Origin of the sequence: Streptomyces sp. NBC_01474 (assembly GCF_035918215.1) — a bacterium.
GTDB classification, from domain to species: Bacteria; Actinomycetota; Actinomycetes; order Streptomycetales; family Streptomycetaceae; genus Streptomyces; species Streptomyces aureus.
In genome coordinates this window covers 6,656,471-6,679,502 of record NZ_CP109449.1, presented here as the reverse complement: position 1 = coordinate 6,679,502, position 23,032 = coordinate 6,656,471, and the positions used below count along the sequence as shown (strand labels likewise).

The 23,032-nt window shown below is 69.9% G+C and carries 20 protein-coding genes and 1 tRNA gene; 11 read left to right on the top strand and 10 right to left on the bottom strand.

Annotated features, from left to right (window positions below):
* Positions 1-75 precede the first annotated feature (75 nt).
* Complete coding sequence (locus OG758_RS30580; RefSeq protein WP_326712877.1) at positions 76-1,695, bottom strand: beta-N-acetylhexosaminidase; 1,620 nt, start codon at positions 1,693-1,695, stop codon at positions 76-78.
* 310 nt (positions 1,696-2,005) lie between these two features.
* Positions 2,006-3,586 carry a purple acid phosphatase family protein gene (locus OG758_RS30575; protein WP_326716087.1) on the bottom strand — a complete coding sequence of 527 codons (1,581 nt, stop codon included), beginning with the start codon at positions 3,584-3,586 and terminating at the stop codon, positions 2,006-2,008.
* Between the two features lie 212 nt (positions 3,587-3,798).
* Between OG758_RS30575 and OG758_RS30570 the strand changes: the two genes are divergently transcribed.
* Together OG758_RS30570 and glmS are read left to right on the top strand one after the other, a co-directional pair.
* Positions 3,799-4,056, top strand: coding sequence for a hypothetical protein (locus tag OG758_RS30570; protein WP_326712876.1), 258 nt, complete (start codon positions 3,799-3,801; stop codon positions 4,054-4,056).
* A 17-nt stretch (positions 4,057-4,073) separates the two neighbouring features.
* A complete protein-coding gene (gene glmS, locus OG758_RS30565) occupies positions 4,074-5,891 on the top strand; it encodes a glutamine--fructose-6-phosphate transaminase (isomerizing) (RefSeq protein ID WP_326712875.1) in 1,818 nt (605 codons plus the stop codon).
* Between the two features lie 112 nt (positions 5,892-6,003).
* Here the strand turns inward: glmS and OG758_RS30560 are convergent, their stop codons facing one another.
* On the bottom strand, positions 6,004-6,573 hold the full coding sequence (locus tag OG758_RS30560; protein WP_326712874.1) for a GPR1/FUN34/YaaH family transporter: 570 nt from the start codon (positions 6,571-6,573) through the stop codon (positions 6,004-6,006).
* 147 nt (positions 6,574-6,720) lie between these two features.
* The gene (locus OG758_RS30555) at positions 6,721-7,245 is read right to left on the bottom strand and encodes a universal stress protein (protein ID WP_227294809.1); all 525 of its coding nucleotides are present in this window, start codon (positions 7,243-7,245) and stop codon (positions 6,721-6,723) included.
* Positions 7,246-7,575: 330 nt separating this feature from the next.
* On the opposite strand from OG758_RS30555, the gene OG758_RS30550 reads away from it, so the two are divergent.
* The 4 genes from OG758_RS30550 to OG758_RS30535 all read left to right on the top strand — a co-directional run bounded on the left by OG758_RS30550 (position 7,576) and on the right by OG758_RS30535 (position 10,373).
* Entirely contained in the window at positions 7,576-7,947 is a 372-nt protein-coding gene (locus OG758_RS30550; protein WP_442810358.1) for a hypothetical protein, read from the top strand.
* 407 nt (positions 7,948-8,354) lie between these two features.
* Positions 8,355-9,566: a helix-turn-helix domain-containing protein gene (locus tag OG758_RS30545; protein ID WP_326712873.1), complete on the top strand. Its 1,212-nt coding sequence runs from the start codon at positions 8,355-8,357 to the stop codon at positions 9,564-9,566.
* Positions 9,567-9,576: 10 nt separating this feature from the next.
* Positions 9,577-10,179, top strand: a complete 603-nt coding sequence (gene orn, locus OG758_RS30540) for an oligoribonuclease (RefSeq protein WP_227294811.1) — start codon at positions 9,577-9,579, stop codon at positions 10,177-10,179.
* Positions 10,180-10,300: 121 nt separating this feature from the next.
* Positions 10,301-10,373 (top strand) — tRNA-His (locus OG758_RS30535).
* A 104-nt stretch (positions 10,374-10,477) separates the two neighbouring features.
* Here the strand turns inward: OG758_RS30535 and OG758_RS30530 are convergent.
* Complete coding sequence (locus OG758_RS30530; protein ID WP_326712872.1) at positions 10,478-11,524, bottom strand: LacI family DNA-binding transcriptional regulator; 1,047 nt, start codon at positions 11,522-11,524, stop codon at positions 10,478-10,480.
* 254 nt (positions 11,525-11,778) lie between these two features.
* Here OG758_RS30530 and OG758_RS30525 point away from each other — a divergent pair, with 254 nt between their 5' ends.
* From OG758_RS30525 to OG758_RS30510, 4 genes are all read left to right on the top strand, one after another.
* Positions 11,779-13,107: an ABC transporter substrate-binding protein gene (locus OG758_RS30525; protein ID WP_326712871.1), complete on the top strand. Its 1,329-nt coding sequence runs from the start codon at positions 11,779-11,781 to the stop codon at positions 13,105-13,107.
* Complete coding sequence (locus OG758_RS30520; RefSeq protein ID WP_326712870.1) at positions 13,104-14,135, top strand: carbohydrate ABC transporter permease; 1,032 nt, start codon at positions 13,104-13,106, stop codon at positions 14,133-14,135. The genes OG758_RS30525 and OG758_RS30520 overlap by 4 nt, the downstream gene beginning before the upstream one ends.
* Entirely contained in the window at positions 14,132-15,034 is a 903-nt protein-coding gene (locus OG758_RS30515) for a carbohydrate ABC transporter permease (RefSeq protein ID WP_326712869.1), read from the top strand. The genes OG758_RS30520 and OG758_RS30515 overlap by 4 nt, the downstream gene beginning before the upstream one ends.
* Positions 15,035-15,100: 66 nt before the next feature.
* Positions 15,101-16,561, top strand: a complete 1,461-nt coding sequence (locus OG758_RS30510) for a GH1 family beta-glucosidase (protein WP_326712868.1) — start codon at positions 15,101-15,103, stop codon at positions 16,559-16,561.
* Positions 16,562-16,911: 350 nt separating this feature from the next.
* On the opposite strand, the gene OG758_RS30505 is transcribed toward OG758_RS30510, so the two are convergent.
* From OG758_RS30505 to OG758_RS30495, 3 genes are all read right to left on the bottom strand, one after another.
* Complete coding sequence (locus OG758_RS30505; RefSeq protein ID WP_326712867.1) at positions 16,912-18,393, bottom strand: glycoside hydrolase family 18 protein; 1,482 nt, start codon at positions 18,391-18,393, stop codon at positions 16,912-16,914.
* Positions 18,394-18,566: 173 nt separating this feature from the next.
* Complete coding sequence (locus OG758_RS30500; protein ID WP_326712866.1) at positions 18,567-20,021, bottom strand: sensor histidine kinase; 1,455 nt, start codon at positions 20,019-20,021, stop codon at positions 18,567-18,569.
* Complete coding sequence (locus tag OG758_RS30495) at positions 20,018-20,725, bottom strand: response regulator transcription factor (RefSeq protein ID WP_206302126.1); 708 nt, start codon at positions 20,723-20,725, stop codon at positions 20,018-20,020. Before OG758_RS30495 ends, OG758_RS30500 begins: the two co-directional genes overlap by 4 nt.
* 119 nt (positions 20,726-20,844) lie before the next feature.
* Here OG758_RS30495 and OG758_RS30490 point away from each other — a divergent pair, with 119 nt between their 5' ends.
* On the top strand, positions 20,845-21,381 hold the full coding sequence (locus OG758_RS30490) for a hypothetical protein (protein WP_326712865.1): 537 nt from the start codon (positions 20,845-20,847) through the stop codon (positions 21,379-21,381).
* A 59-nt stretch (positions 21,382-21,440) separates the two neighbouring features.
* Here OG758_RS30490 and OG758_RS30485 read toward each other — a convergent pair whose 3' ends face one another.
* Together OG758_RS30485 and OG758_RS30480 are read right to left on the bottom strand one after the other, a co-directional pair.
* Positions 21,441-22,322, bottom strand: coding sequence for a spermidine synthase (locus tag OG758_RS30485; RefSeq protein WP_326712864.1), 882 nt, complete (start codon positions 22,320-22,322; stop codon positions 21,441-21,443).
* Positions 22,323-22,400: 78 nt separating this feature from the next.
* Positions 22,401-22,838 carry a hypothetical protein gene (locus OG758_RS30480; RefSeq protein WP_326712863.1) on the bottom strand — a complete coding sequence of 146 codons (438 nt, stop codon included), beginning with the start codon at positions 22,836-22,838 and terminating at the stop codon, positions 22,401-22,403.
* Between the last annotated feature and the right edge of the window lie 194 nt (positions 22,839-23,032).

Here is a 23,032-nt window from a genome sequence, read left to right as displayed (position 1 = left end):
AGTGGGGCTCCGGAGACGCTGCAGTTCACAGCGACTGTGTCGGGTCCGGAGCCCCACTCGCTTGCCTGTCCGCCCTCAGCCCGCGGGCCAGGGCACCTGCGTCGACTTGTAGTAGCCGATGCCGAGCGCGTCCCAGCGCGGAGCCTGCGCCGCGAGCCGCACCTTGTACGTGTTCCAGTCGTGCGTGGCCTCCGGGGACCAGCCCAGTTCGGCGACACCGGGCAGCCTCGGGAAGGCCATGTACTCGACCTGCGCGGAGGTCGACAGGGTCTCCGACCACAGCGGCGCCTCGACGCCCTGGACGGCCGACGCCGGAACGCCCGGAAGGTAGCTGCCCGGGTTCCAGTCGTACGAGCGCTGCACCTCGACGTACCCGGCCCAGGCGAGGCCGAGCGGGGTGTCCTTGTTGTACTTCATGTCGAGGTAGAGACGGTCGGCCGGCGACATGACGATCCCCGTCCCCTTCTGCGCCGCCGCCGCGACCTGCGCCTTCTCGGCCGCGCTGGTCCCGTCGAGACCCCAGTACTGGGCGAGGGCGCCCTTCGCCGGGGTGGCGCCGGTCAGCTGGTGCCAGCCGATCACGGTCTTCCCGTACTTGGCGACGATCGGCTGCACCTTGTCCATGAACGTGACGTAGTCCTCATGGCTGGTGGAGTGCGCCTCGTCGCCGCCGATGTGGAGGTACTTGCCGGGCGTGATGGCGGCGAGCTCACGGATCACGTCGTCGACGAAGTCGTACGTGCGGTCCTTGTTGACGCACAGCGAGCTGAAACCGACGTTCGTGCCGGTGTAGAGCGGCGGCGCGACACCGTCGCAGTTCAGCTCGGCGTACGAGGCGAGCGCCGCGTTCGTGTGGCCCGGCATGTCGATCTCGGGGATGACCTCCAGATACCGCGAGGCGGCGTACTGGACGATCTCCTTGTACTGGGCCTTGGTGAAGTAACCGCCCTGCCCGCCGCCGACCTGCGTGGACCCGCCGTACGTGGCGAGCTTCGGCCAGGAGTCGATGGCGATGCGCCACCCCTGGTCGTCACTCAGGTGCAGATGCAGCTTGTTGACCTTGTACAGGGCGAGTTCGTCGATGTAGCGCTTGACCTTGTCGACCCCGAAGAAGTGCCGGGAGACGTCGAGCATGGCGCCTCGGTAGCCGTACCGGGGGCTGTCCTCGATGGTGCCGCCCGCGACGAGCCACGGCCCGGTCTGCCTGCTGCTCTTCTCCACCTTGGCGGGCAGCTGCTGGCGCAGGGTCTGCACGCCGTGGAAGAGACCGGCGGCCTTGTGGGCGGTGATGGTGACGGAGCCGCGGCCGGACACGAGCCGATACCCCTCGGCCCCCAAGTCCTTCGCCCTGCCGCTGAGTTCGAGACGGATGCCGTCGTGACCGCCCTGGCCCGTGACGGGCAGCCGGTAACCGGTGGAGGGCCTGAGCACGCCCGCGAGGTAGTCGGCGACGCGCCGCGCCTCCTTCGAGTCCTTCTCGACGCGGATCCGCGTCTTCGAGGTGATCTCGTACGCCGGTCCGCCCGCGGCCACCGAGGCCGGAGCGGGCACCACCTGGCCCAGCGGGGTCGCGGCGGCGGATCCCGCACCCGGTGACGGGGCGGCGCCGACGGCGGACACCCCCGCGGCCGCGACGAGCAGCAGCGACCCGAACAGCCGGGCGGTCCTGCGGCGCTGCTTCTGTTGCTGTCTCACAAACGGTCCCTTCGACGAGCGACTAGGTCGTGGATCGCGGGGGGTTTTCACATCTGTGCAGCCGAACAGTCACCATGGGTACCGTCCACCCCATGAGCGGGTCAAGGGTGTAGACCAATTCGCACCAGGGCGGGCGACAGAAACCCTGGCTGAACCGGCCTTTGCGTCAGCCGTGTTGGCGGTGCCCGTGTCAGTCGCACCGGGCCGGGGTGCTGACGGACGAGGAGTTCAGCGTGGCGAAGAGCGCGCTGCCGAGGAGGACGCAGCGCAGGGCCCGCCCCTTCCCGAAGGGGCGGGCCCTGCCGTGGTCTCAGCCCCGCCGCACCTTGCGCGCGATGACGAAGCGGTCGATCTCCTCACCGGTCTCCGCGAGGCCCCGCACCGTCAGCTTCGCCGTGTGGCCCGCCGGCGCCGGCTCCACGTCGACGCGCAGGAACGAGTAGTTCGTGTAGCGCACGCGCGACCAGTCGACGGTGATGTTCTTCTTGCTGCCGTCGGGCTGGACGACGAAGGACGTGAAGGGATCGATCTCCTTCTCGTGCCCCTCGTACGTGTCGTCGACCGGGAACGCGTACAGGCTCCGGCCCGCGGCGCCCGCGGTGACGTAGACGATGCCGTCGGTCTCGGGGTACGCCGTGCCGCCGATCGGCAGCTCCTTGGTGACCCGGTCGCCCTTGAGCACGTCGGTGCGCTCGTAGACGTGGTTGTGCCCGTTGATGACGAGGTCGACGGTGTACTTCTCGAACAGCGGCACCCACTCCTTGCGCACACCGCCCTCGGAGGCGTGGCTCGTGGCGGTGCAGTACGCGCAGTGGTGGAAGAAGACCACGATGAAGTCGATGTCGCGGTCGGCGCGGAACTTCTTCAGCTGGCGCTCGAACCACGAGGTCTGCGTGCCGCCGGACAGGCCGAGGTTGGCCGGGATCTCCCAGGACACGTCGTTGGCGTCGAGCGAGATGACCGCCGTGTTGCCGTGCACGAAGGAGTAGACGCCAGGCAGGTTCTTGGCGTCGGGGCCGTTGTCCGGCAGGGTGAAGCGGGCCTGCTGGCTGCCGTAGCCGTGCGGCGCGTACCAGGCCTCCATGTCGTGGTTGCCGTACGCGACCATCCACGGCACCTGCTTGGCGACGGACTCCGTCTGGGCGAGGAACTGGTCCCAGGTGCGGGCGTCGAACGTGTCGCCGGTCTGGCCCGAACCCGACGGGTCGGCATAGGCGATGTCTCCGGCGTGCAGGTGGAACGCCGGGTTCTGCGCCAGGATCAGGCTGTCGTTGGCCAGCGCGTGGTAGCTGACGCCCTGGTCGCCGAAGGCCGTGAAGGTGAACGGCTCGCGGTGCGAGGGCGCCGTCCTGAAGGTGCCGAGCGTGCCGGCCAGGTGCGCGGCCGCCGGGTCGAAGCCGTCGTGGCCGACGCCGTAGTAGTAGGTGGTGCCGGGGCGCAGCCGGGTCAGCTGGGCGTGGAGGTAGTACTGGGTGTGGTCGGCGCCGGTGCCGACCCCGGCCGGGGTGTAGAGGGGCCGGACCTCGGCCTCGATCTTCCGCGACAGGTCCCAGGGGTGGACGCCGACGCGGATGTACGGATTCTTGACGGCGACCGGGACCTGCCAGGAGACGGTCATCTCGGTACGGGCGTCCGTGCCGTAGGCGAGGTGGCGGGCGAAGGGCGCGACGAGCGCGCCGTCGACCTTCTGGGCGGAGGGCACCTGGCCGGGGGTCCGCCCGGTCTGGGTGGGGACGGCGGCGCTCGCGGCACCCGGCACGAAGGCGCCGCCCGCTATCGCGCCCAGGGTGACGGCGCCGCCGCGCATCATCGTGCGGCGGGAGAACTTGCTGCGCAGGTACTCGTGCTGCTCGGCCAGGCTCCGGTCGGCGAGCTGCTCGGGTACGCCCATACGGGGAATGTCCATGACCGGAAAAGTTGCTCGGGTCACTCATCCCGGCCGGATACGGCATGTGAACGCAACGGGAACAAGCGGCATGGCGCCCTTCAAGCCTTGACCACAGCTGTCCCAAGAACCCCGGCGCCCATGCCGGATGACGCAACCCTGCCCGAAATCGGGCAGAATTCTTGCGAACTGTCCCCTCTTCCTCCAGGATCATCCGAGTGCACGACGAACTTGTTGATCACCTGACGCGCAGTTCGTCCCTGAACCGGGGCGAGGCACTGCGGGTGATCCAGGACGTGCTCGCCTACTTCGACGAGACGACCGAGGTGTTCGTCCGTCGCCGCCACCGCGAGCTCCAGGGTCAGGGCCTGGTGAACGCGGAGATCTTCGAACGGATCTCGGCGGACCTGAAGTACCGCGCGGTCGCGCCGCCCGAGCTGTCCTTGCGGCAGCTGCGGCGCATCGTCTACGGCTAGAGGGGATCAGTACACATATGTGCGGAATTGTCGGTTACATCGGTAAGCGTGACGTGGCACCGCTGCTGCTCGAGGGGCTGCAGCGCCTGGAGTACCGCGGCTACGACTCCGCGGGCGTCGTCATCACCAGCCCGAAGGCCAGCGGCCTGAAAATGGTGAAGGCCAAGGGCCGCGTGCGCGACCTGGAGGCCAAGGTGCCCGCCCGCTTCAAGGGCACCACGGGCATCGCCCACACCCGCTGGGCCACCCACGGCGCACCCTCCGACGAGAACGCGCACCCCCACATGTCCGCGGACAACAAGGTCGCCGTCGTCCACAACGGCATCGTCGACAACGCCGCCGACCTGCGCGCCAAGCTGACCGCCGAGGGCGTCACCTTCCTCTCCGAGACGGACACCGAGGTCCTCACCCACCTCATCGCCCGCTCCCCCGCCGAGAAGCTCGAGGACAAGGTCCGCGAGGCGCTCCGGCTGATCGAGGGCACGTACGGCATCGCCGTCCTGCACGCCGACTTCCCCGACCGCATCGTGGTGGCCCGCAACGGCTCCCCGGTCGTCCTCGGCATCGGCGAGAAGGAGATGTTCGTCGCCTCGGACATCGCCGCCCTGGTCACCCACACCCGCCAGATCGTCACCCTCGACGACGGCGAGATGGCCACCCTCAAGGCCGACGACTTCCGCACCTACACGACGGAGGGCACGCGCACGACCGCGTCGCCGACGACCGTCGAGTGGGAGGCCGCCTCATACGACATGGGCGGCCACGACACGTACATGCACAAGGAGATCTTCGAGCAGCCGGAGGCGGTCGACCGCGTCCTGCGCGGCCGCATCGACGAGCGCTTCTCCGCCGTGCACCTGGGCGGCCTCAACCTCGACGCCCGCGAGGCGCGCAGCGTGCGCCGCGTGAAGATCCTGGGCTGCGGCACCTCGTACCACGCGGGCCTGATCGGCGCGCAGATGATCGAGGAGCTGGCCCGCATCCCCGCGGACGCCGAGCCGGCCTCCGAGTTCCGCTACCGCAACCCGGTCGTCGACCCCGACACCCTCTACATCGCGGTCTCCCAGTCCGGCGAGACGTACGACGTCCTGGCCGCCGTGCAGGAGCTGAAGCGCAAGGGCGCCCGCGTCTTCGGCGTCGTGAACGTCGTCGGCTCGGCCATCGCTCGCGAGTCGGACGCCGGCGTGTACGTCCACGCGGGCCCCGAGGTCTGCGTCGTCTCGACCAAGTGCTTCACCAACACCACGGTCGCCTTCGCGCTCCTCGCCCTCCACCTCGGCCGCATCCGCGACCTGTCCGTCGCCGACGGCAAGCGGATCATCGAGGGCCTGCGCAAGCTCCCCGGCCAGATCACCGAGATCCTGGAGCAGGAAGAGGCGATCAAGAAGATCGCCGAGGAGTACGCGGACGCCCGCTCGATGATGTTCATCGGCCGTGTCCGTGGCTACCCCGTCGCCCGCGAGGCCTCGCTCAAGCTCAAGGAGGTCTCGTACATCCACGCCGAGGCCTACCCCGCCTCCGAGCTGAAGCACGGCCCGCTCGCCCTGATCGAGCCGGCGCTCCCCACGGTCGCGATCGTCCCGGACGACGACCTGCTGGAGAAGAACCGCGCCGCCCTCGAGGAGATCAAGGCCCGTTCCGGCCGCATCCTCGCGGTCGCGCACCAGGAGCAGGAGAAGGCCGACCGCACGATCGTCGTCCCGAAGAACGAGGACGAGCTCGACCCGATCCTCATGGGCATCCCGCTCCAACTCCTCGCCTACCACACGGCGTTGGCCCTCGGCCGCGACATCGACAAGCCCCGCAACCTGGCGAAGTCCGTCACGGTGGAGTAGTCGGCCCCCGCAGTACGAGTACACAAGAACGGGTCCCTGTGCGCGCCACCAAGCGCACAGGGACCCGTTCCTTCGAGGGAGGCCGGGGCGCCCATTCCCCGGCCCCCGGCTGTCAGCCGGTGGCCGTCACCCCCCGGCCGGCAGCACGCCCGGGCAGGGCCGTGGGCAGCCCACCCAGCGCCGCCGTCGCCGCGTACCAGGCGAGCAGCCCGCCCACCGCGGCGAACCAGCCGCCGACCTTGGCGAGCCCGGCCGTGTCACCGAACGCCGCCACGGCGAGCAGCAGCAGGGCCACGCACAGCGCCCCGTACGCCCCGCGCACCATGGTCCCGGAGCCGGACGCCCCGAGGGTCAGGCTGAGCGCGAGCATCGCGAACAGGAGCATGAACAGCCCTTGTGCGTTGGCCGACATGGCGTCGCCGGCCGTGACACCCCAGGTGAACCAGAACGCGCCGAGCGCGGCGAAGGCCGTACCCGTCGATGCGTCACTGGCGCGGTAGGCGAGCAGACCGGCGACGAACAGGGCGATGCCACCGACGTACGTCGCGAGGGATACGGCATTCGCGGCCGTCACACCGTCGATCACTTCGGTATGACCGAGGCCGAAGGCCAACAGGGTGAGTCCCAGGGCGAGATGGCCGAGAGTGGAGGTCGTGCTTCCCGCGGAGACGTCTTTGTCCACGGCGGGCTCCCTTCATGCGGGTGCAGTTGTGCTGCGCGCGGTACTGGGCCCTGCGATGGTCCAGCGACCGGTATGTACCCTTCACAAAGGCACAAAGCACCTCTACGCGCGAGTAGATTTATCCATCTCGCCTGGGGCCAAAGGGAGTTAAGGGATGACGATGACCGGGCGCCTGGCGCGCCGCGCGAGCCGTCCCGCGACCGAGCCGAAGATCCGGCCGACGATCCCGTGCGTGGAGCCGACGACGATCGCGTCGGCCTCGTACTCCCGGCCCACCTCTTCGAGCTCGTGGCAGATGTCGCCGCCGCGCTCGACGAGGATCCAGGGCACCTCGGACAGATAGTCCGCACAGGCGAGTTCGAGACCGAGCACCTCGGTGCGGTGGTCCGGCACATCCACGAAGACCGGCGGCTCACAGCCCGCCCACACCGTGGTGGGCAGCCGGTTGGCGACGTGCACGATGATCAGGCCGGAGCCCGAGCGGTATGCCATGCCGATGGCGTAGGCGAGGGCCCGCTCGCTGGAGGTCGAGCCGTCGAAGCCGACGACCACTCCGTGCTTGAAGGCGGGATCGCAGGACTGACGTGTTTCTTCCGCCGCCTGGGGCGTCGCCGTGGGATCGGCGACCTGCCGCTTGCGGTCCGCGGGTTCAGGGAATTCGTGACCGGCCATGGGTATCTCGGCGATTAGGTCCTCTGGATCCTCGGCGGATCCTCGGTGGAGGGACGACAGGGAGCGGCGGAGCTGTGTCCGGGAATCATCTTCCCAAGCCCATACCCCCAAGGGTACGGCGACACTCCTCCTCTGCCCAGAGTCGTCTGCCCGGTTAAGCGCACGCTCCGCGGCGTTCAGGGGAGCATGCCCGAGGCCGCGCCCGTATGGCAATGGTTGCTGCCTCGTACAGACGGTTTGGGTACGGTTCGGGAGCCCCCGGTTCGGCCGAGTGACCGGCCGGACCACCACGCGTTGAACGTGCGTACCCAAAGCAACAGGGAGTGCGCCGTGCCCGGACCGTCCATCGTGTACCCGCCCGACACCGCTTCAAGCGAGCGGCGGCCGCCCGAGGGCGCGAACGAGGGCGGCCGGCGGAAGACCACGGAACCGTCCGGCACGGACACGGTGAGCGACGTCGTCCGCTGGGCCGCGTTCAGCTGCGTCCTGGTCCCGGTCGTCCTGGTGGGGTACGGGATCTCACTGGCCGGGGCGCTGGGCGCGGCACTCGGCCTCGCCGCGGTGACCGGGGCCTGCCGGGCGCTTCTGCGCCGGTCCGAGCGGTGCGCGGCGCGGCCGGCTCCGGTACGGTCCTGCGGCCACCGGGGCCGGCGCGGCGGGACGGTGCCGGGGGCGCGCAAGGGCGGTCGCCGCACGGGATGATGTGCGCCGGAGGGCTGACTGGTTTCCGCGCACTACCGCGTATATTTTCAGCCAACTTCGCCCGGCCGCGCATTTCTTGCCGTCACCCGCCTCCAACCCCCGTGCCACCAGGCATGAAAGGACCGTAGAAGGCGCTTGCACCCTACGGGGACCGGCCACTGAGTTGAGGCGCACTTCCCTGCAACGCCCCTGAGTGCCACGCTTCGTGATCGAATGCTTCACGCCAAGTTGCCATGTCGACAATGCGCCGGATCCCGAACTGGTCACGACGGGACCACCTGACGCAGTAGATTCGATCATGACTGTCCATCGGCGGGGGACTCTGCAGGACCGAGGGGAAACGTGCTGGAGCGACAAGCCCGTCACACCACTAAGGGCGCCGCGACCACCGAGGGGGGCTTAGCGGGATGAGCCACGACTCCACTGCTGCGCCGGAGGCGGCAGCTCGGAAGCTTTCCGGGCGACGCCGCCGGGAAATAGTCGCGGTGCTGCTGTTCAGCGGCGGACCCATCTTCGAAAGTTCCATTCCGCTCTCCGTGTTCGGCATCGACCGCCAGGACGCCGGGGTTCCGCGTTACCGGCTGCTGGTGTCCGCCGGTGAGGAGGGCCCGCTCCGCACGACGGGCGGCCTCGAACTCACCGCGCCCCACGGGCTCGACGCGATCTCGCGGGCGGGCACCGTCGTCGTGCCCGCGTGGCGGTCGATCACCTCGCCGCCCCCGGAGGAGGCCCTCGACGCGCTGCGCCGCGCGCACGAGGAAGGCGCGCGCATCGTCGGCCTCTGCACCGGCGCCTTCGTCCTCGCCGCGGCCGGCCTGCTCGACGGCCGCCCGGCGACCACCCACTGGATGTACGCGCCGACGCTGGCCAAGCGCTACCCGTCGGTCCACGTGGACCCGCGCGAGCTCTTCGTGGACGACGGTGACGTCCTGACGAGCGCCGGGACCGCGGCCGGCATCGACCTGTGTCTGCACATCGTGCGCACGGACCACGGCAACGAGGCCGCCGGAGCGCTCGCCCGCAGACTCGTGGTCCCGCCGCGCCGCAGCGGCGGCCAGGAACGCTACCTCGACAGGTCTTTACCTGAGGAGATCGGTGCCGACCCGCTGGCCGAGGTCGTCGCCTGGGCGCTGGAGCACCTCCACGAGCAGTTCGACGTGGAGACCCTCGCCGCGCGCGCCTACATGAGCCGCCGCACCTTCGACCGCCGGTTCCGCTCCCTGACCGGGAGCGCCCCCCTGCAGTGGCTGATCACCCAGCGGGTGCTGCAGGCCCAGCGGCTCCTGGAGACCTCCGACTACTCGGTCGACGAGGTCGCCGGGCGCTGCGGCTTCCGTTCGCCGGTCGCCCTGCGCGGGCACTTCCGGCGCCAGCTCGGCTCGTCCCCGGCCGCGTACCGCGCGGCCTACCGGGCGCGCAGGCCGCAGCCGGAGAAGCCGGTGGAGATCGCGGCGGCGCCGGGATCGGAGGCCCCGGTCCCGGCCCAGTCACGGCGCACCGCGACGGCCGGAACCTACCCCGGACCCACCGCCTCACTGCCGACAGATCCGGGCAAACCGGGCTCGGATGCGTATGCGACGGGGCGCGCGAGTCTGCCCGGGCAGAGGAGTGCGCCGTAGGGTAAGGCACATGAACGATCGCATGGTGTGGATCGACTGCGAGATGACCGGGCTCTCGCTGGCGAATGACGCGCTCATCGAGGTGGCCGCACTGGTCACCGACTCTGAGCTGAACGTACTCGGCGACGGCGTGGACATCGTGATCCGCCCGCCGGCCGAGGCCCTGGAGACCATGCCCGAGGTGGTGCGGCAGATGCACACCGCCTCGGGCCTCCTCGACGAACTCGCGGGCGGCACTACGCTCGCCGACGCCGAGGAGCAGGTCCTCGCGTACGTACGCGAGCACGTCAAGGAACCGGGCAAGGCGCCCCTGTGCGGAAACTCGGTCGGCACCGACCGCGGATTCCTGCTGCGGGACATGCCGACGCTGGAGGACTACCTCCACTACCGGATCGTCGATGTGTCCTCGGTCAAGGAACTGGCGCGCCGCTGGTACCCGAGGGCGTACTTCAACAGTCCGGACAAGAACGGCAACCACCGCGCGCTCGCCGACATCCGCGACTCCATCGTCGAGCTGCGCTACTACCGCGAGGCGGTCTTCGTCCCGCAGCCGGGACCGGACTCCGACACCGCGAAGAAGATCGCGGCCAAGCACGCGCCGCCTGCGGAATAGCGCCTCGCACCGCATTTCCGACCCCTGTGTACGGGGTCCGGAAAAGGGGTGCGCGAGCACCCCTTCGGACCCTGTACACTTTTTCTCGGCCGGTCGGAAGAACGACATACGACCGGACATGGTGGGTGTAGCTCAGTTGGTAGAGCACCTGGTTGTGGTCCAGGTGGCCGCGGGTTCAAGTCCCGTCACTCACCCTGAATGATCAAGGCCCCGGTTCGAAAGAACCGGGGCCTTGATCATTGTGGCGCCCCGCGCCGCCCAGGACGACACGCACGCCTAAGGCCGACGCGCGCACCACTCAGGACGAAGCGCGCTCCACCAGTTCGTTCGGAAGGACCAGCTGGCGGCCGTCGAGTGTGCGGGACGCGGCCGGGCGCCGGTCGGCGATCTCGGCGAGCAGCAGGTCGATCATGGCGCGGCCCATCTCCTCGATCGGCTGGCGGACGCTGGTCAGGGGCGGGTCCATGTGCCGGGCGATCGCCGAGTCGTCGTAGCCGACCAGGGCGACGTCGTCGGGGAGACGGCGGCCCGCCTCGCGCAGCACCTGGCGGGCACCGGCAGCCATCACGTCCGACCCGGCGAACACGGCGTCCACCTCCGGGCAGCGCTCCAGGAGCTCGGCCATCGCGCGCCGGCCACCCTCCTCCGTGAAGTCCCCCGGCACGATGAGCCGCTCGTCCACCTCACGGCCGGCCGCATCGACTGCGGCGCGGTAGCCGTCGACGCGGCGCTGGGCGCCGTACACGTCGAGCCGGCCGGTGATCGTGGCGATGCGGGTGCGGCCGCGGCTCAGGAGGTGCTCGACGGCCGAGTACGCGCCCGCGAAGTTGTCGGAATCCACCGAGGGCAGCGTCTCGGCGGCGGAGCGTCGGCCGCTGATGACGGCGGGGATCTCCAGCTGACTGAGCAGATCGGGGAGCGGGTCGTCGGCGTGGACGGACACCAGCAGGACGCCATCGACGCGGTGCGCCGCGAGGTACTGGGCGAGGCGCTGCCGCTCCCGGTCGTTGCCCGCGAAGATCAGCAGGAGCTGCATCTCGGTCTCGGCGAGCTCGGCACCGACGCCGCGCAGCATGTCGGAGAAGTAGGGCTCCGCGAAGAAACGTGTCTCCGGTTCGGGCACGACGAGGGCGATGGCGTCGGTGCGGTTGGCGGCGAGGGCGCGGGCCGCCGTGTTCGGCACGTAGCCGAGCTCGGCGACGGCGGCCTCGACCGTGGCGCGGGTCGCGTCGCTCACCCGGGGCGAGCCGTTGATCACCCGGGAGACCGTGCCCCGGCCCACGCCCGCCCGGGCCGCGACCTCCTCAAGGGTCGGACGCCTGCTGTGAGTGCCGCGAGCCGCCATGGCTCCCACCTCCCCAAGTCTCACGCGGAATCTAACAGCCCGATAACCGCACCAAGTTGCCGCTGCCCGGCGTCTTGACACCCCCGGGCCGAGCGACGACCCTTCAACACATCACCTATGGGAGCGCTCCCACTCTACTGGGCGTATACAGAAGCCGCACGTTCCCCGCCCGAGCCGCACGTGAACGAACGGGCGTAGCAAGGCAGTTGGCCGGGGTTGGCACTTCAGAGCAAGTGAGTACTTTGGAGGACACAATGCGCACGACTGCCCGCACGTCCCGACGCGCGATGACCTTCGCGGTCGTCGCCGCCCTGGCTACAGGGCTGCTCGCCGGATGCGCGACCGATGACAACTCAGGATCCGACGGCGGTTCGAGCGGGGGTGCCGGCAACAAGGGCGGCACCACGCTCACGATCGGCACGTTCGGCGTCTTCGGCTACAAGCAGGCCGGGCTCTACGACGAGTACATGAAGCTGCACCCGGGCGTGACGATCAAGGAGAACGTCACCACCCGCACCGACGTCTACTGGCCGAAGACGCTTACCCGGCTGCAGGCCGGATCCGGCACGGACGACATCCAGGCGATCGAGGTCGGCAACATCACCGAGGCCGTCCAGACGCAGGCCGACAAGTTCGTCGACCTCGGCAAGGAGGTCGACAAGTCGCAGTGGCTGGACTGGAAGAACGCCCAGGCCACCACCAAGGACGGCAAGCTCATCGGGCTCGGCACGGACGTCGGCCCGATGGCGATCTGCTACCGCAAGGACCTGTTCGAGAAGGCCGGTCTGGAGACCGACCGCACCAAGCTCGCCGCGCAGTGGCAGGGCGACTGGAACAAGTACGTCGACCTCGGCAAGCAGTACATGAAGAAGGCGCCGAACGGCACCAAGTACGTGGACTCCGCGTCCTCCGTCTACAACGCGGCGCTCGGCGGCGAGAAGGAGCGGTACTACGACAAGGACGGCAGCGTCATCTGGGACAAGTCCACGGGGGTGAAGAAGTCCTGGAACGCCGCCATGGAGGTGGCGACCAGCAACATGTCGGCCAAGCTGAAGCAGTTCGACAAGCCGTGGCAACAAGGCTTCGCCAACGGCACCTTCGCCACGGTGGCCTGCCCCGCGTGGATGCTCGGCTACATCCAGGAGAAGTCCGGTGACGCCGGCAAGGGCAAGTGGGACGTGGCGGCCGCACCGACCGCGGCCAACTGGGGCGGCTCGTTCATCGGTGTACCGACGGCGAGCAAGCACCAGAAGGAGGCCATCGCGCTGGCGAAGTGGCTGACCGCGCCCGCACAGCAGGCGAAGGTCTTCGCCAAGCAGGCCAGCTTCCCGTCGATGCCTTCGGCGTACGCCGACCTGAAGCCGCAGGCCGCGACGACCGCGTACTTCTCCGACGCGCCCCTGACACAGATCTTCTCCGACTCGGCAAAGACCATCCCGGTCCAGGTCTTCGGCATCAAGGACCAGCCGATCGGCACCGCGATCACCGACACCGGCATCCTCCAGGTCGAGCAGAAGGGCAAGTCGCCCGCGCAGGGCTGGGACGCGGCCACCAAGGAAGTCAAGGACGTGCTCGACCAGTGACCAGCTCCGACGAGGCTCTCGCGCAGTCCGCGACGAGCGCCGACACCGCGCCCGGCTCCCAGGAGCCGGGCGCGGCCCGGGGCGCTCAGGGTCGCGGTACGGCGCCGACGGGCGCCGGCACCTGGCGCAGCCGGCTGTACCGCTGGGACATGAAGGCGTCCCCGTACGCGTTCATCTCCCCCTTCTTCATCATCTTCGGCGCCTTCTCGATGGTGCCGCTGCTCTACACCGCCTGGTACTCGCTGCACCATGTGCAGCTGTCGAACCTGGACGGCCAGACCTGGGCGGGCCTGGACAACTACACGAACCTCTTCCAGTCGGACTTCTTCTGGAACGCGCTGAAGAACACGTTCACCATCGGCGTGATCTCGACCGTGCCGCAGCTGATCGCGGCGATCTGGCTCGCGCACATGCTCAACTACCGGCTGCGCGGCTCCACCGTGTGGCGCGTCGTCATGCTCACCCCGTACGCCACCTCGGTGGCGGCGGCGACGCTCGTCTTCGTGCTGCTCTTCTCGCCCGACACCGGCATGATCAACTGGGCGCTCGACCTGGTCGGCATCGACCCGGTCAACTGGCGTGAATCCGACTGGGGTTCGCAAGCAGCGGTCTCCTCGATCGTGATCTGGCGGTGGACCGGATACAACGCGCTGATCTATCTGGCGGCGATGCAGGCCATCCCGGCCGACCTGTACGAGTCGGCGGCCCTGGACGGCGCGAACCGCTGGCAGCAGTTCCGGCACGTGACCATTCCGATGCTGCGTCCGACGATCCTGTTCACGGTGGTCGTCTCCACGATCGGCGCGACCCAACTCTTCGGCGAGCCCCTGCTGTTCGGCGGTGTCAGCGGCACCAAGGGCGGGTCCGAGCACCAGTACCAGACGCTCGGCCTGTACATGTACGACCAGGGCTGGATCGTCGGCAACCTCGGCAAGGCATCCGCGATCGCCTGGTCGATGTTCCTGATCCTGCTCATCGTGGCCGCGGTCAACCTGCTGATCACCCGACGGCTGAGGAAATCCCAATGACCACCATCACCGACGCGACACCGCCTCAGGTCGCGCAGGACGCCGAACCGCCGCGTTGGCGGCGGATCCTGGGCGCGGGCAAGCAACTGCACGCAGGTCCGGTCACGTACCTCGTGCTGATCCTGTTCGCCGTGATCTCGCTCGCCCCGTTGCTGTGGACGACGATCGCGGCCTCACGCACCAACACCCGCCTCGCGCAGACACCACCGCCGTTCTGGTTCGGCGGAAACCTGTTCAAGAACCTGGAGACCGCCTGGAACCAGGCCGGCATGGGCACCGCGATGTGGAACACCATCCTCGTGGCGGCGACCATCACCGTCGGCACGGTGTTGTTCTCCACACTCGCCGGTTTCGCCTTCGCCAAACTACGCTTCCGGTTCTCGACCACGCTGCTGCTGATCACCATCGGCACGATGATGATCCCGCCCCAGCTCGCGGTGGTCCCGCTGTACTTGTGGATGACGGACCTGGGCTGGGCGAACCATCTGCAGACGGTCATCCTGCCGACCCTGGTCAGCGCTTTCGGTACGTTCTTCATGCGCCAGTACCTGGTCCAGGCGCTGCCCACCGAACTCATAGAGGCCGCCCGGGTCGACGGGGCGAGCAGTCTGCGGGTCGTCTGGCACGTGGTCTTCCCGGCCGCGCGCCCGGCGATGGCGGTGCTCGGGCTGCTGACGTTCGTGATGGCGTGGAACGACTTCCTGTGGCCGATCATCGCGCTCAACGGAGAGAACCCGACGGTCCAGGTGGCCCTCAACCAACTGGGCACCGGCTACATCCCCGACGACTCGGTGATCATGGCCGGAGCCCTGCTCGGCACGCTGCCGCTGCTGATCGCGTTCCTGCTGTTCGGCAAGCAGATCGTCGGCGGCATCATGCAGGGCGCGGTAAAGGGCTGACGTTTCTCGGGGGCCGCCGCGCGCGGCGGCCCCACCCCACAACTTCCTACCGATGGGAGCGCTTCCATGCCTAAGCCCATTACGCAGACACCCACAACAGATCCCACCCTCACCTCCACCGCCGCCCCCACCTTCCCGCCGAACTTCCTCTGGGGCGCCGCGACATCGGCGTACCAGATCGAGGGGGCGGTGCGGGAGGACGGCAGGACGCCGTCGATCTGGGACACGTTCAGCCATACGCCGGGCAGGACGGCGGGCGGTGACACGGGCGACACGGCGGTGGACCACTACCACCGCTACCGGGACGACGTGGCGCTCATGAAGGGCCTGGACCTGGGCACATACCGCTTCTCGGTCTCGTGGCCGAGGGTGCAGCCCACGGGCCGCGGCCCGGCGGTCCAGCGGGGCCTGGACTTCTACCGGCGCCTGACGGACGAACTCCTCGCCCAGGGCATCAAGCCGGCCCTGACGCTCTACCACTGGGATCTGCCGCAGGAACTGGAGGACGCGGGCGGCTGGCCGGCACGCGACACGGCGTACCGCTTCGCGGAGTACGCGGGCATGGTCGGCGAGGCGCTGGGCGACCGGGTGGACCTCTGGATCACGCTCAACGAACCCTGGTGCAGTGCGTTCCTGGGCTACGGCTCGGGTGTGCACGCGCCAGGCAGGACGGAACCGGCGGCAACGCTCCGAGCGGCCCACCACCTCAACCTGGCACACGGCCTGGCAACACAGGCACTGCGCCAAACACTTCCGTCCCGAGCAGAGGTGGCAGTAAGTCTCAACTCCTCCACGGTCAGGCCCCTCTCACCCGACAGTCCCGCCGACAACGACGCCCGCCGGCGCATCGACAACCTGGCCAACGGCGTGTTCCACGGCCCGATGCTGCACGGGGAGTACCCGGCGGACCTGATCACGGACACCGCGGGCATCACGGACTGGTCCTTCGTCCACGCCACCGACCTGGCGGCGATCCACCAGCCACTGGACGCGCTGGGCCTGAACTACTACACGCCGTCCCTGGTCTCCTCGGCCCCGTCGGCCCCCACGACCCGATCCGACGGCCACGGCGCGAGCGAACACTCCCCCTGGCCAGGAGCCGACGACGTCGCCTTCCACCAATCCCCGGGCGAGCGCACGGAGATGGGCTGGACGATCGACCCGACGGGCCTGCACGACCTGATCATGCGCTACACCAGGGAGGCGCCGGGCCTGCCGCTGTACATCACGGAGAACGGCGCGGCGTACGACGACAAGCCGGACCCGGAGGGCCGGGTCCACGACCCGGAGCGCATCGCGTACCTCCACGGCCACCTGTCCGCCGTACACCGCGCGATCAAGGACGGCGCGGACGTCCGCGGCTACTACCTCTGGTCGCTGATGGACAACTTCGAGTGGGCGTACGGCTACGAGAAGCGCTTCGGGGCCGTCTACGTGGACTACGCGACCCAGAAACGTACACCGAAGTCGAGCGCGCACTGGTACGCACAAGCGTCCCGCACCAACCAACTCCCGCCGGTGAACTAGCAGCGCCCACCGGCGATCAGCCGCGTACGAGAAGCGGCCCGAGGGCAGGGAGCCCCACCGAGCAGCAGCCGCGTACGAGACGGGAGGGGACGTGGGGGCATGTGCGCGCGCAGCCACCAGCACCACGCCGGCAGCCAACTCGCTGACGAGCACCCGTAGAACAGCGAGCACGTACATACCCCCGCGGCCCCGCATCCGAAAGACAAGGCACAACGGCGGCGCACCCAAAGGGCGAGCCACACAAAAGCGGCGGCACCCCCCCCCAGAACGAACCGGAACACAAACGCGCGCCCCGGCCGAGTGGGGGATCTGGATCCGGCCGGGGCGCGCAGCTTCCCGTGGGGGGAGGGCTACTTGAAGGAGGCGAAGGCCTTCTGGAAGGCGTTGGCCGACTGCTCGATCGAGGAACAGGTCGGCTGGGCCGAGTTGGACGCCCCGCCCTCACACGCCTTGTCACGAGTGGCGGACCACATCGACAGACCGCCCAGTCCCTTCTCCTTGGCGAAGGCGACCAGCTGCGTGGCGTCGTCGACCTGGAAGACCTCGGACGAGACGTCGTTGACGCCGATCATCGGGGTGATCGCGACGGCCTTCCAGGCGGCGGCGTCGGACAGCCCGAGTGCGCTCTTGATCTGCGCCTGTGTGGCGGTGGCGGCCTGCTCGGCGTAAGTACCCATGTCGCCGCTGTAAGAGGCGCCGTAGTCCATCGCCATGATGTTGACGAGGTCGGTCGAAACGCCGTTGGACTTGGCGTTCTTCAGGAAGTTCACGCCGTCGGACGTGAGGCCCTCGGGCATCACCGGGAGCGTGAAGGAGACGTTCAGCTCCGGGTTGTTCTTCTGCAGCGTGGCGATGGCCTGGGCACGCTTGGTGTTGGCGGCGGTGTCCGGCAGGGCGCCCCCCTCGACGTCGAAGTCGACCTTGGTGAGCTTGAACTGGTCGATGACCTTCTGGTACGCCGCCGCGAGGTCGGAGGCCGAGGAACAGGCCTGCGCCAGCTCGGTACCGGACGCGCCACCGAACGAGACGCGCACATCGCCACCGGCGGCCCTCAAGTCGCCTATCTGGGCGGCGACTTCGTCACTGCTTAGGTCGGTCACGCCGCCCCACTTCGGGGTGCAGGAGCCGCCGGAGGTGATGAAGGCGAGGTTGAACTCCTTGACGCCGGTGGCCTTGGAGGAGGCGACCAGGTCGAACTTCGGGTAGAGCGAGGTGTCGACGTACGGGGCGAAGCCCGCCGCGGCGGTGGAGCCCGAACCGGTGCCGGAGGACGAGGACGGCGACGGGCTCGCCGTCGACGTGGCGGTCTCGGTGGGCTTGGCGGTGGCCGAAGCGGAGGCGCCGGCACTCGGGGTGGGAGTCGCGGACTCCGTCGGGCGTCCGCTGGGCTCGGGCGTGGCCCCGTCGTCCACGGAGCACTTGGCGCCGTTGATGAGGCATCCGGCCGGATCGGCGTCGCCGGTGACGACGAACCCGACGGTCACGGACTTCCCGGCGGCGATGCCTTCCTTGTCCCAGGAGGCGGGCGTCACGGTGACATGCGAGCCGGACACGGACGACTCGGCGTTCCACAGGGAACCGAGCTTGCTGCCGGACGGCAGGTCGAACTCGAGCTTCCAGTCCGACTGGGCCTTGTCCGAGTCGTTCTTGACGACGTACTGGGCGGTGTAACCGCCGGACCACTCGCTGGTCTTGGTGTACGCGGCGCCGACCCCCGCGGCCTGCGCCGTACCGGAGAACAGGAAGGCGCCGCCGCCCACGACGGCCGTGGCGACGAGCCCGCCTATCGCCTTGTTCCTGCCGCTGACCCTGCGCCGGTGCGTGCTGCTCATCGCGTGCCTGCCTTAGCTGTACGGGGGTGGGGGTGCGGCAGCACGCTAGCGATCCGGAACCCGGCAAACAGGGCATCAGCACCGGCGGTCGAGGTTCTTATGGAGGGCTTAAGGAAGCCATCGGAACGGATTAAAGGTAGAGACCAACCCCGAAACGATGAGGCCCCACCCGACTACACAGCGGCACCGGACCCAGCGCCCGCCCCGGCACCCGCACCCGCCCCGGCCCCCGAGCCGACCCCTGACCCACCCCCCGAGCCGGCGCCCCGCTTACGCCCACGCCGCACCCCGCCCCGATGCCCCCGCCGCACAGCACCACCGGGTCCCCGCCCGTCCAGCTGCACCCAGATCCGCACCTCGGTCCCCCCGAGTACGGAGGACCCGATCCGCACATCGCCCCCGGTCGACTCGGCGAGCCGGCGGACGATGTCGAGCCCGAGTCCGGTGGACCCGTCGCTGCCGGACCCACGCCCGCGGGCCATCGCGGCGTCCGGGTCCGGAATCCCGGGCCCGGCGTCGGAGACGAGCACGATCACGGCGTCCTCGCCGCTGTGCACGTCGACGGCGAAGGCGGTGCCCTCGGGCGTATGCCGGAAGACATTCCCGAGCAGCGCGTCGAGCGCGGCGGCCAGCTCCCCCCGGACCACCGGGATACGTACAGGACGGTCGACCCCGGCGACGCGCACCTTGCGCCCCTCGTCCTCGGCGAGCGCGGACCAGAAGTCCATACGCTCGCGGATGACCTCGGCGGCATCGCACCCTGCCCCGGGTCCCGCGGCGGCGGTCTGCGGCTTGGCGTCGCGGGCGGTACGGATGATGGTGTCGACCTCACGCTCCAGCTGCTCGACGGCGGCGCGGGTCTGCTCGGCGGCGGCGCCCTCCCCCAGCGAGACGGCGTTGAGCCGCAGAACGGTGAGAGGCGTACGCAGCCGATGCGAGAGGTCGGCGGCCAGCTCCCGCTCGTTGGCGAGAAGCTGGACGACCTGATCGGCCATGGAGTTGAACGCGACTGCGGCGAGCCGGAGTTCCGTAGGCCCTTCCTCCGGCACGCGGGCCCCGAGCTTCCCCTCGCCCAGATCGTGCGCGGCGGAGACGAGGCGCTGGGCGGGCTGCACCATGCGTACGCCGAGCCGGTCGGCGACGGCCACGGACCCTATGACGAGGGCGATACCGACACCGGCCAGCACGAGCCACGCGGTGGCGACCCCGTTGGTGACCTCGGACTCCGGCACGAACACTTCGACGACGGCGATGCCGGAGCTGACGGCGATGGGCTGGAGCCACACGGACCCGCCGGGCACATCGGCGACGGTGGCCTGGCGGAGGCCGACGTGCCCGTCCCCGGCGCGCGACGTGCCGACCTGGATCGCCGGGGCGCCATCGGAGGCCGGGATGTACACGGCCATGCGGCCGTCGGCGCCGGCCTCGGTGGAGGCGACGGCGCGGGTCAGTTCGTCACGGTCGGTGGTGATGGAGAGGGTGGGCCCGATCGCGGCGGCGGTCCGCTCGGCGTTGGAGAAGGCACGATCCCTGGCCATCTCCTTGATGACGAGGCCGAGAGGAACCGCGAAAGCCACCACCACCATGGCGGTGACGGCGAGGCACACCTTGACCAGGGCCCACCTCATGCCGGCCCGCCCTCCGCCCGCGGCGGCTCCAGCTTCACACCGACACCCCGCAGAGTGTGCAGATAGCGCGGCCGCGCGGCCGTTTCACCCAATTTCCTTCGCAGCCACGACAGATGGACGTCAATGGTCTGATCGTCCCCGTACGACTGCTGCCACACCTCGGCGAGAAGTTCCTTGCGGGGTACGACGACGCCGGGCCTGCCCGCGAGGAAGGTGAGCAGGTCGAACTCGCGCCGGGTGAGATCGAGCCGCGCCCCGTCCAGTTCGGCCTGGCGCCGCAGCGGGTCGATCGCGAGGCCGCCGACCTGGAGGAGCCGCGAGGGCGGCTCGGCGGCGGCGCTGGAGCGCGCGCGGCGCAGCACGGCGGCCATGCGCGCGGACAGGTGCTCGGGCGAGAACGGCTTGGTGAGGTAGTCGTCGGCGCCGTCGTTGAGGAGCCGGACGATCTCGGTCTCGTCGTCGCGGGCCGTGGCGATGATCACGGGTACGTCGGTGATGCCGCGCAGCATCTTCAACGCCTCGGAGCCGTCCAGATCGGGCAGGCCGAGGTCGAGAATCACGACGTCGAAACGGAAATGGGCGACCTCGCGCAGCGCCTCCAGGGCCGTGCCGACGCTCCGTACGGTGTGGGAGGCCTCGGTCAGGTGCCGGATGAGGGCCGAGCGCACGAACTGGTCGTCCTCGACCACGAGCACACTTGCCATGGGCGGCACCGTACGCCATACGGGGGACGCCGGTCCTTCTTCCGCCCAGGTCCGGGGCAACCCCGGTCCCTCTGGGACACGGGTGGGGCGGGTGCGGCAGTATGGCCGCGATGCACCCCATGCGCAGAGGACTTGTTCACACGGCGGCCTGGCTGCTGGCCACCGGTGCGGCCGTCACGCTGTCGTGGTGGGGCGTGCACACGGTGATGGCGGGCACGGCGTACGACCCGCCGCGCGCCGTGCCGATCGCCGCGGGAGCGGTGGACGCGCGGGCGTCGTCGACGCACCGCCCGGAGGCGTCGCCGGCGTCGCCGTCCCGCTCCGCATCGCAGAAGCCGTCACACGCCCCCGGCTCGGCCACCCCGCCCCCGAGCCGCACGGCGAAACCGAGCGCCTCCGCCAAGCCGCCCGCGTCACCGTCGCCGTCGGCGTCCGGCACGGTGAAGGGCTACGCGACGGCGGGCGGCCGTGCTGTGTTCGACCTGGGCAAGGACTCGGCGACGCTGGTGTCGGCGACGCCCGCGGCCGGCTGGTCGGTGCAGGTGTGGAAGGACTCGACCTGGATCAGGGTGGAGTTCACCTCGGGCACGGACAAGGTCTCGGTGTTCTGCACGTGGCACGACCACGCGCCGAGCGTGGAAGTGGCGAAGTACTGACCACTCGCACGGCCACCCGCCCCGGCCTGCCCAGAACGCCCTCTCGGTCCCGGCCCCCGTCACCGGAACACGGACGGCGGAGGAGCGGGCGAAGCGACGGCATGCGCGTCGCTGACGGCATCGGCGCCCCCGGTGAAGTCCGAGAGGGCCTTGCCGTGTTCGACGCGGGCGGGATGCGGATCGCCGGCCGCGCGCCGGGTCAGTTCGGCTACGGGCAGGACCCGGTCGGAGGCGACGAGCACCGCGTTGCCGAAGCGCTTGCCTCGCAGGACGGCCGGGTCGGCGACGAGGGCGAGCTCGGGGAAGACGGTCGCGGCGGTGGCGATCTGCCCGCGCAGATGCGCGAGGGGCGGCCCGTCGGCGAGGTTGGCGACGTAGCACCCGCCGGGCTTGACCACCCGGCGAACCTCGGTGAGGAACTCAGAGCTGGTGAGGTGCGCGGGCGTACGCGCTCCGCTGAACACGTCTGCTATCAGGAGGTCGGCCCAGCCGTCGGGGAGTTTCACGAGGCCCTCGCGGGCGTCGCCGGCACGGACGCGGATCCGGGAGCCGGGGTCCAACGGCAGCTCACGGCGCACCAGTTGGACTAGCGCCTCGTCGCGTTCGACCACTTGCTGGGTGGAACGGGGGCGGGTCACGGCGATGTAGCGGGCGAGGGTGAAGGCACCGCCTCCCAGGTGCACGGCGTGCACGGGGCGGCCCTTGTCCACGGCGAGGTCGATGGCGTGGCCGATCCTGCGCTGGTACTCGAATTCGAGGTGCCCGGGATCGTCGAGGTCGACGTGCGACTGCGGGGCACCGTCCACGAGCAGCGTCCAGGCGCGCGGCCGGTCCCGGTCGGGTATCAGCTCGGCGAGCCCGCCGTCGACGGCCTCGACGACGGCCTCCCGGCCGCCGCGGGCCGCTCCGGCCTGCTTGTTCTTTGCCCTTGACCTTGCCATCCGTCCATTATCGACGGGCGGAGACGAGTCGGCCCAGCGGCCGCGAGGCCAGGGACCGCAAGGACCTGGCGGCCGGCCTCAGCGGCAGTTGTCCGCGGCTTCGATCATGCGGGCCGCCTCACCGAGCGCCGCCCGCAGGACCGCCGGGTCGGTGACGAGCTCGGCCTCGCCGGGCGGGAGCAGCCAGCCGCCGCCCTCGACGGGGGCGGGCCGCACGAGGCCCGCACCGGGGCCGCGCTCCGGCGAGGACGACGCGGGGGTGTGGGTGCAGGCGCTGCCGGGGACGTCCCAGGCGTCGGCGGTGCCGGGCGGCACGAGGAAGCCGAGGGTGTCGCACTCCCCGTCGTGCAGGACCGGGCCGACGGCCTCGGTGGCGCCGCGGCGCAGGATGTCGACGGCTTCGAGACCCTGCCGCGCCGGAACGGTCACCACGTCGCAGGACGCGCTGTCACGGGGTGGCGTGCTGTGGTCCTGGGTCGGCCGGTGCCGCGCCGTCGAAAATGATGCCTCCAACACGTCAGCCCCTCCTCGCTCTCGCGTACGGGTTGCACGACCGGAACGCGACCGCTCCGGCCCCGCAAGGTTCAACGCCCGTAGGCGTCAACAGCTACGGCGGCACGCCGCCGCAAAGGATGGCACTTCATGGCGGATGAGGGGTGAGATATCCGGTTTGTAGCTAAACACTGTGTGTCGGAGTCGTTACAGCAGGT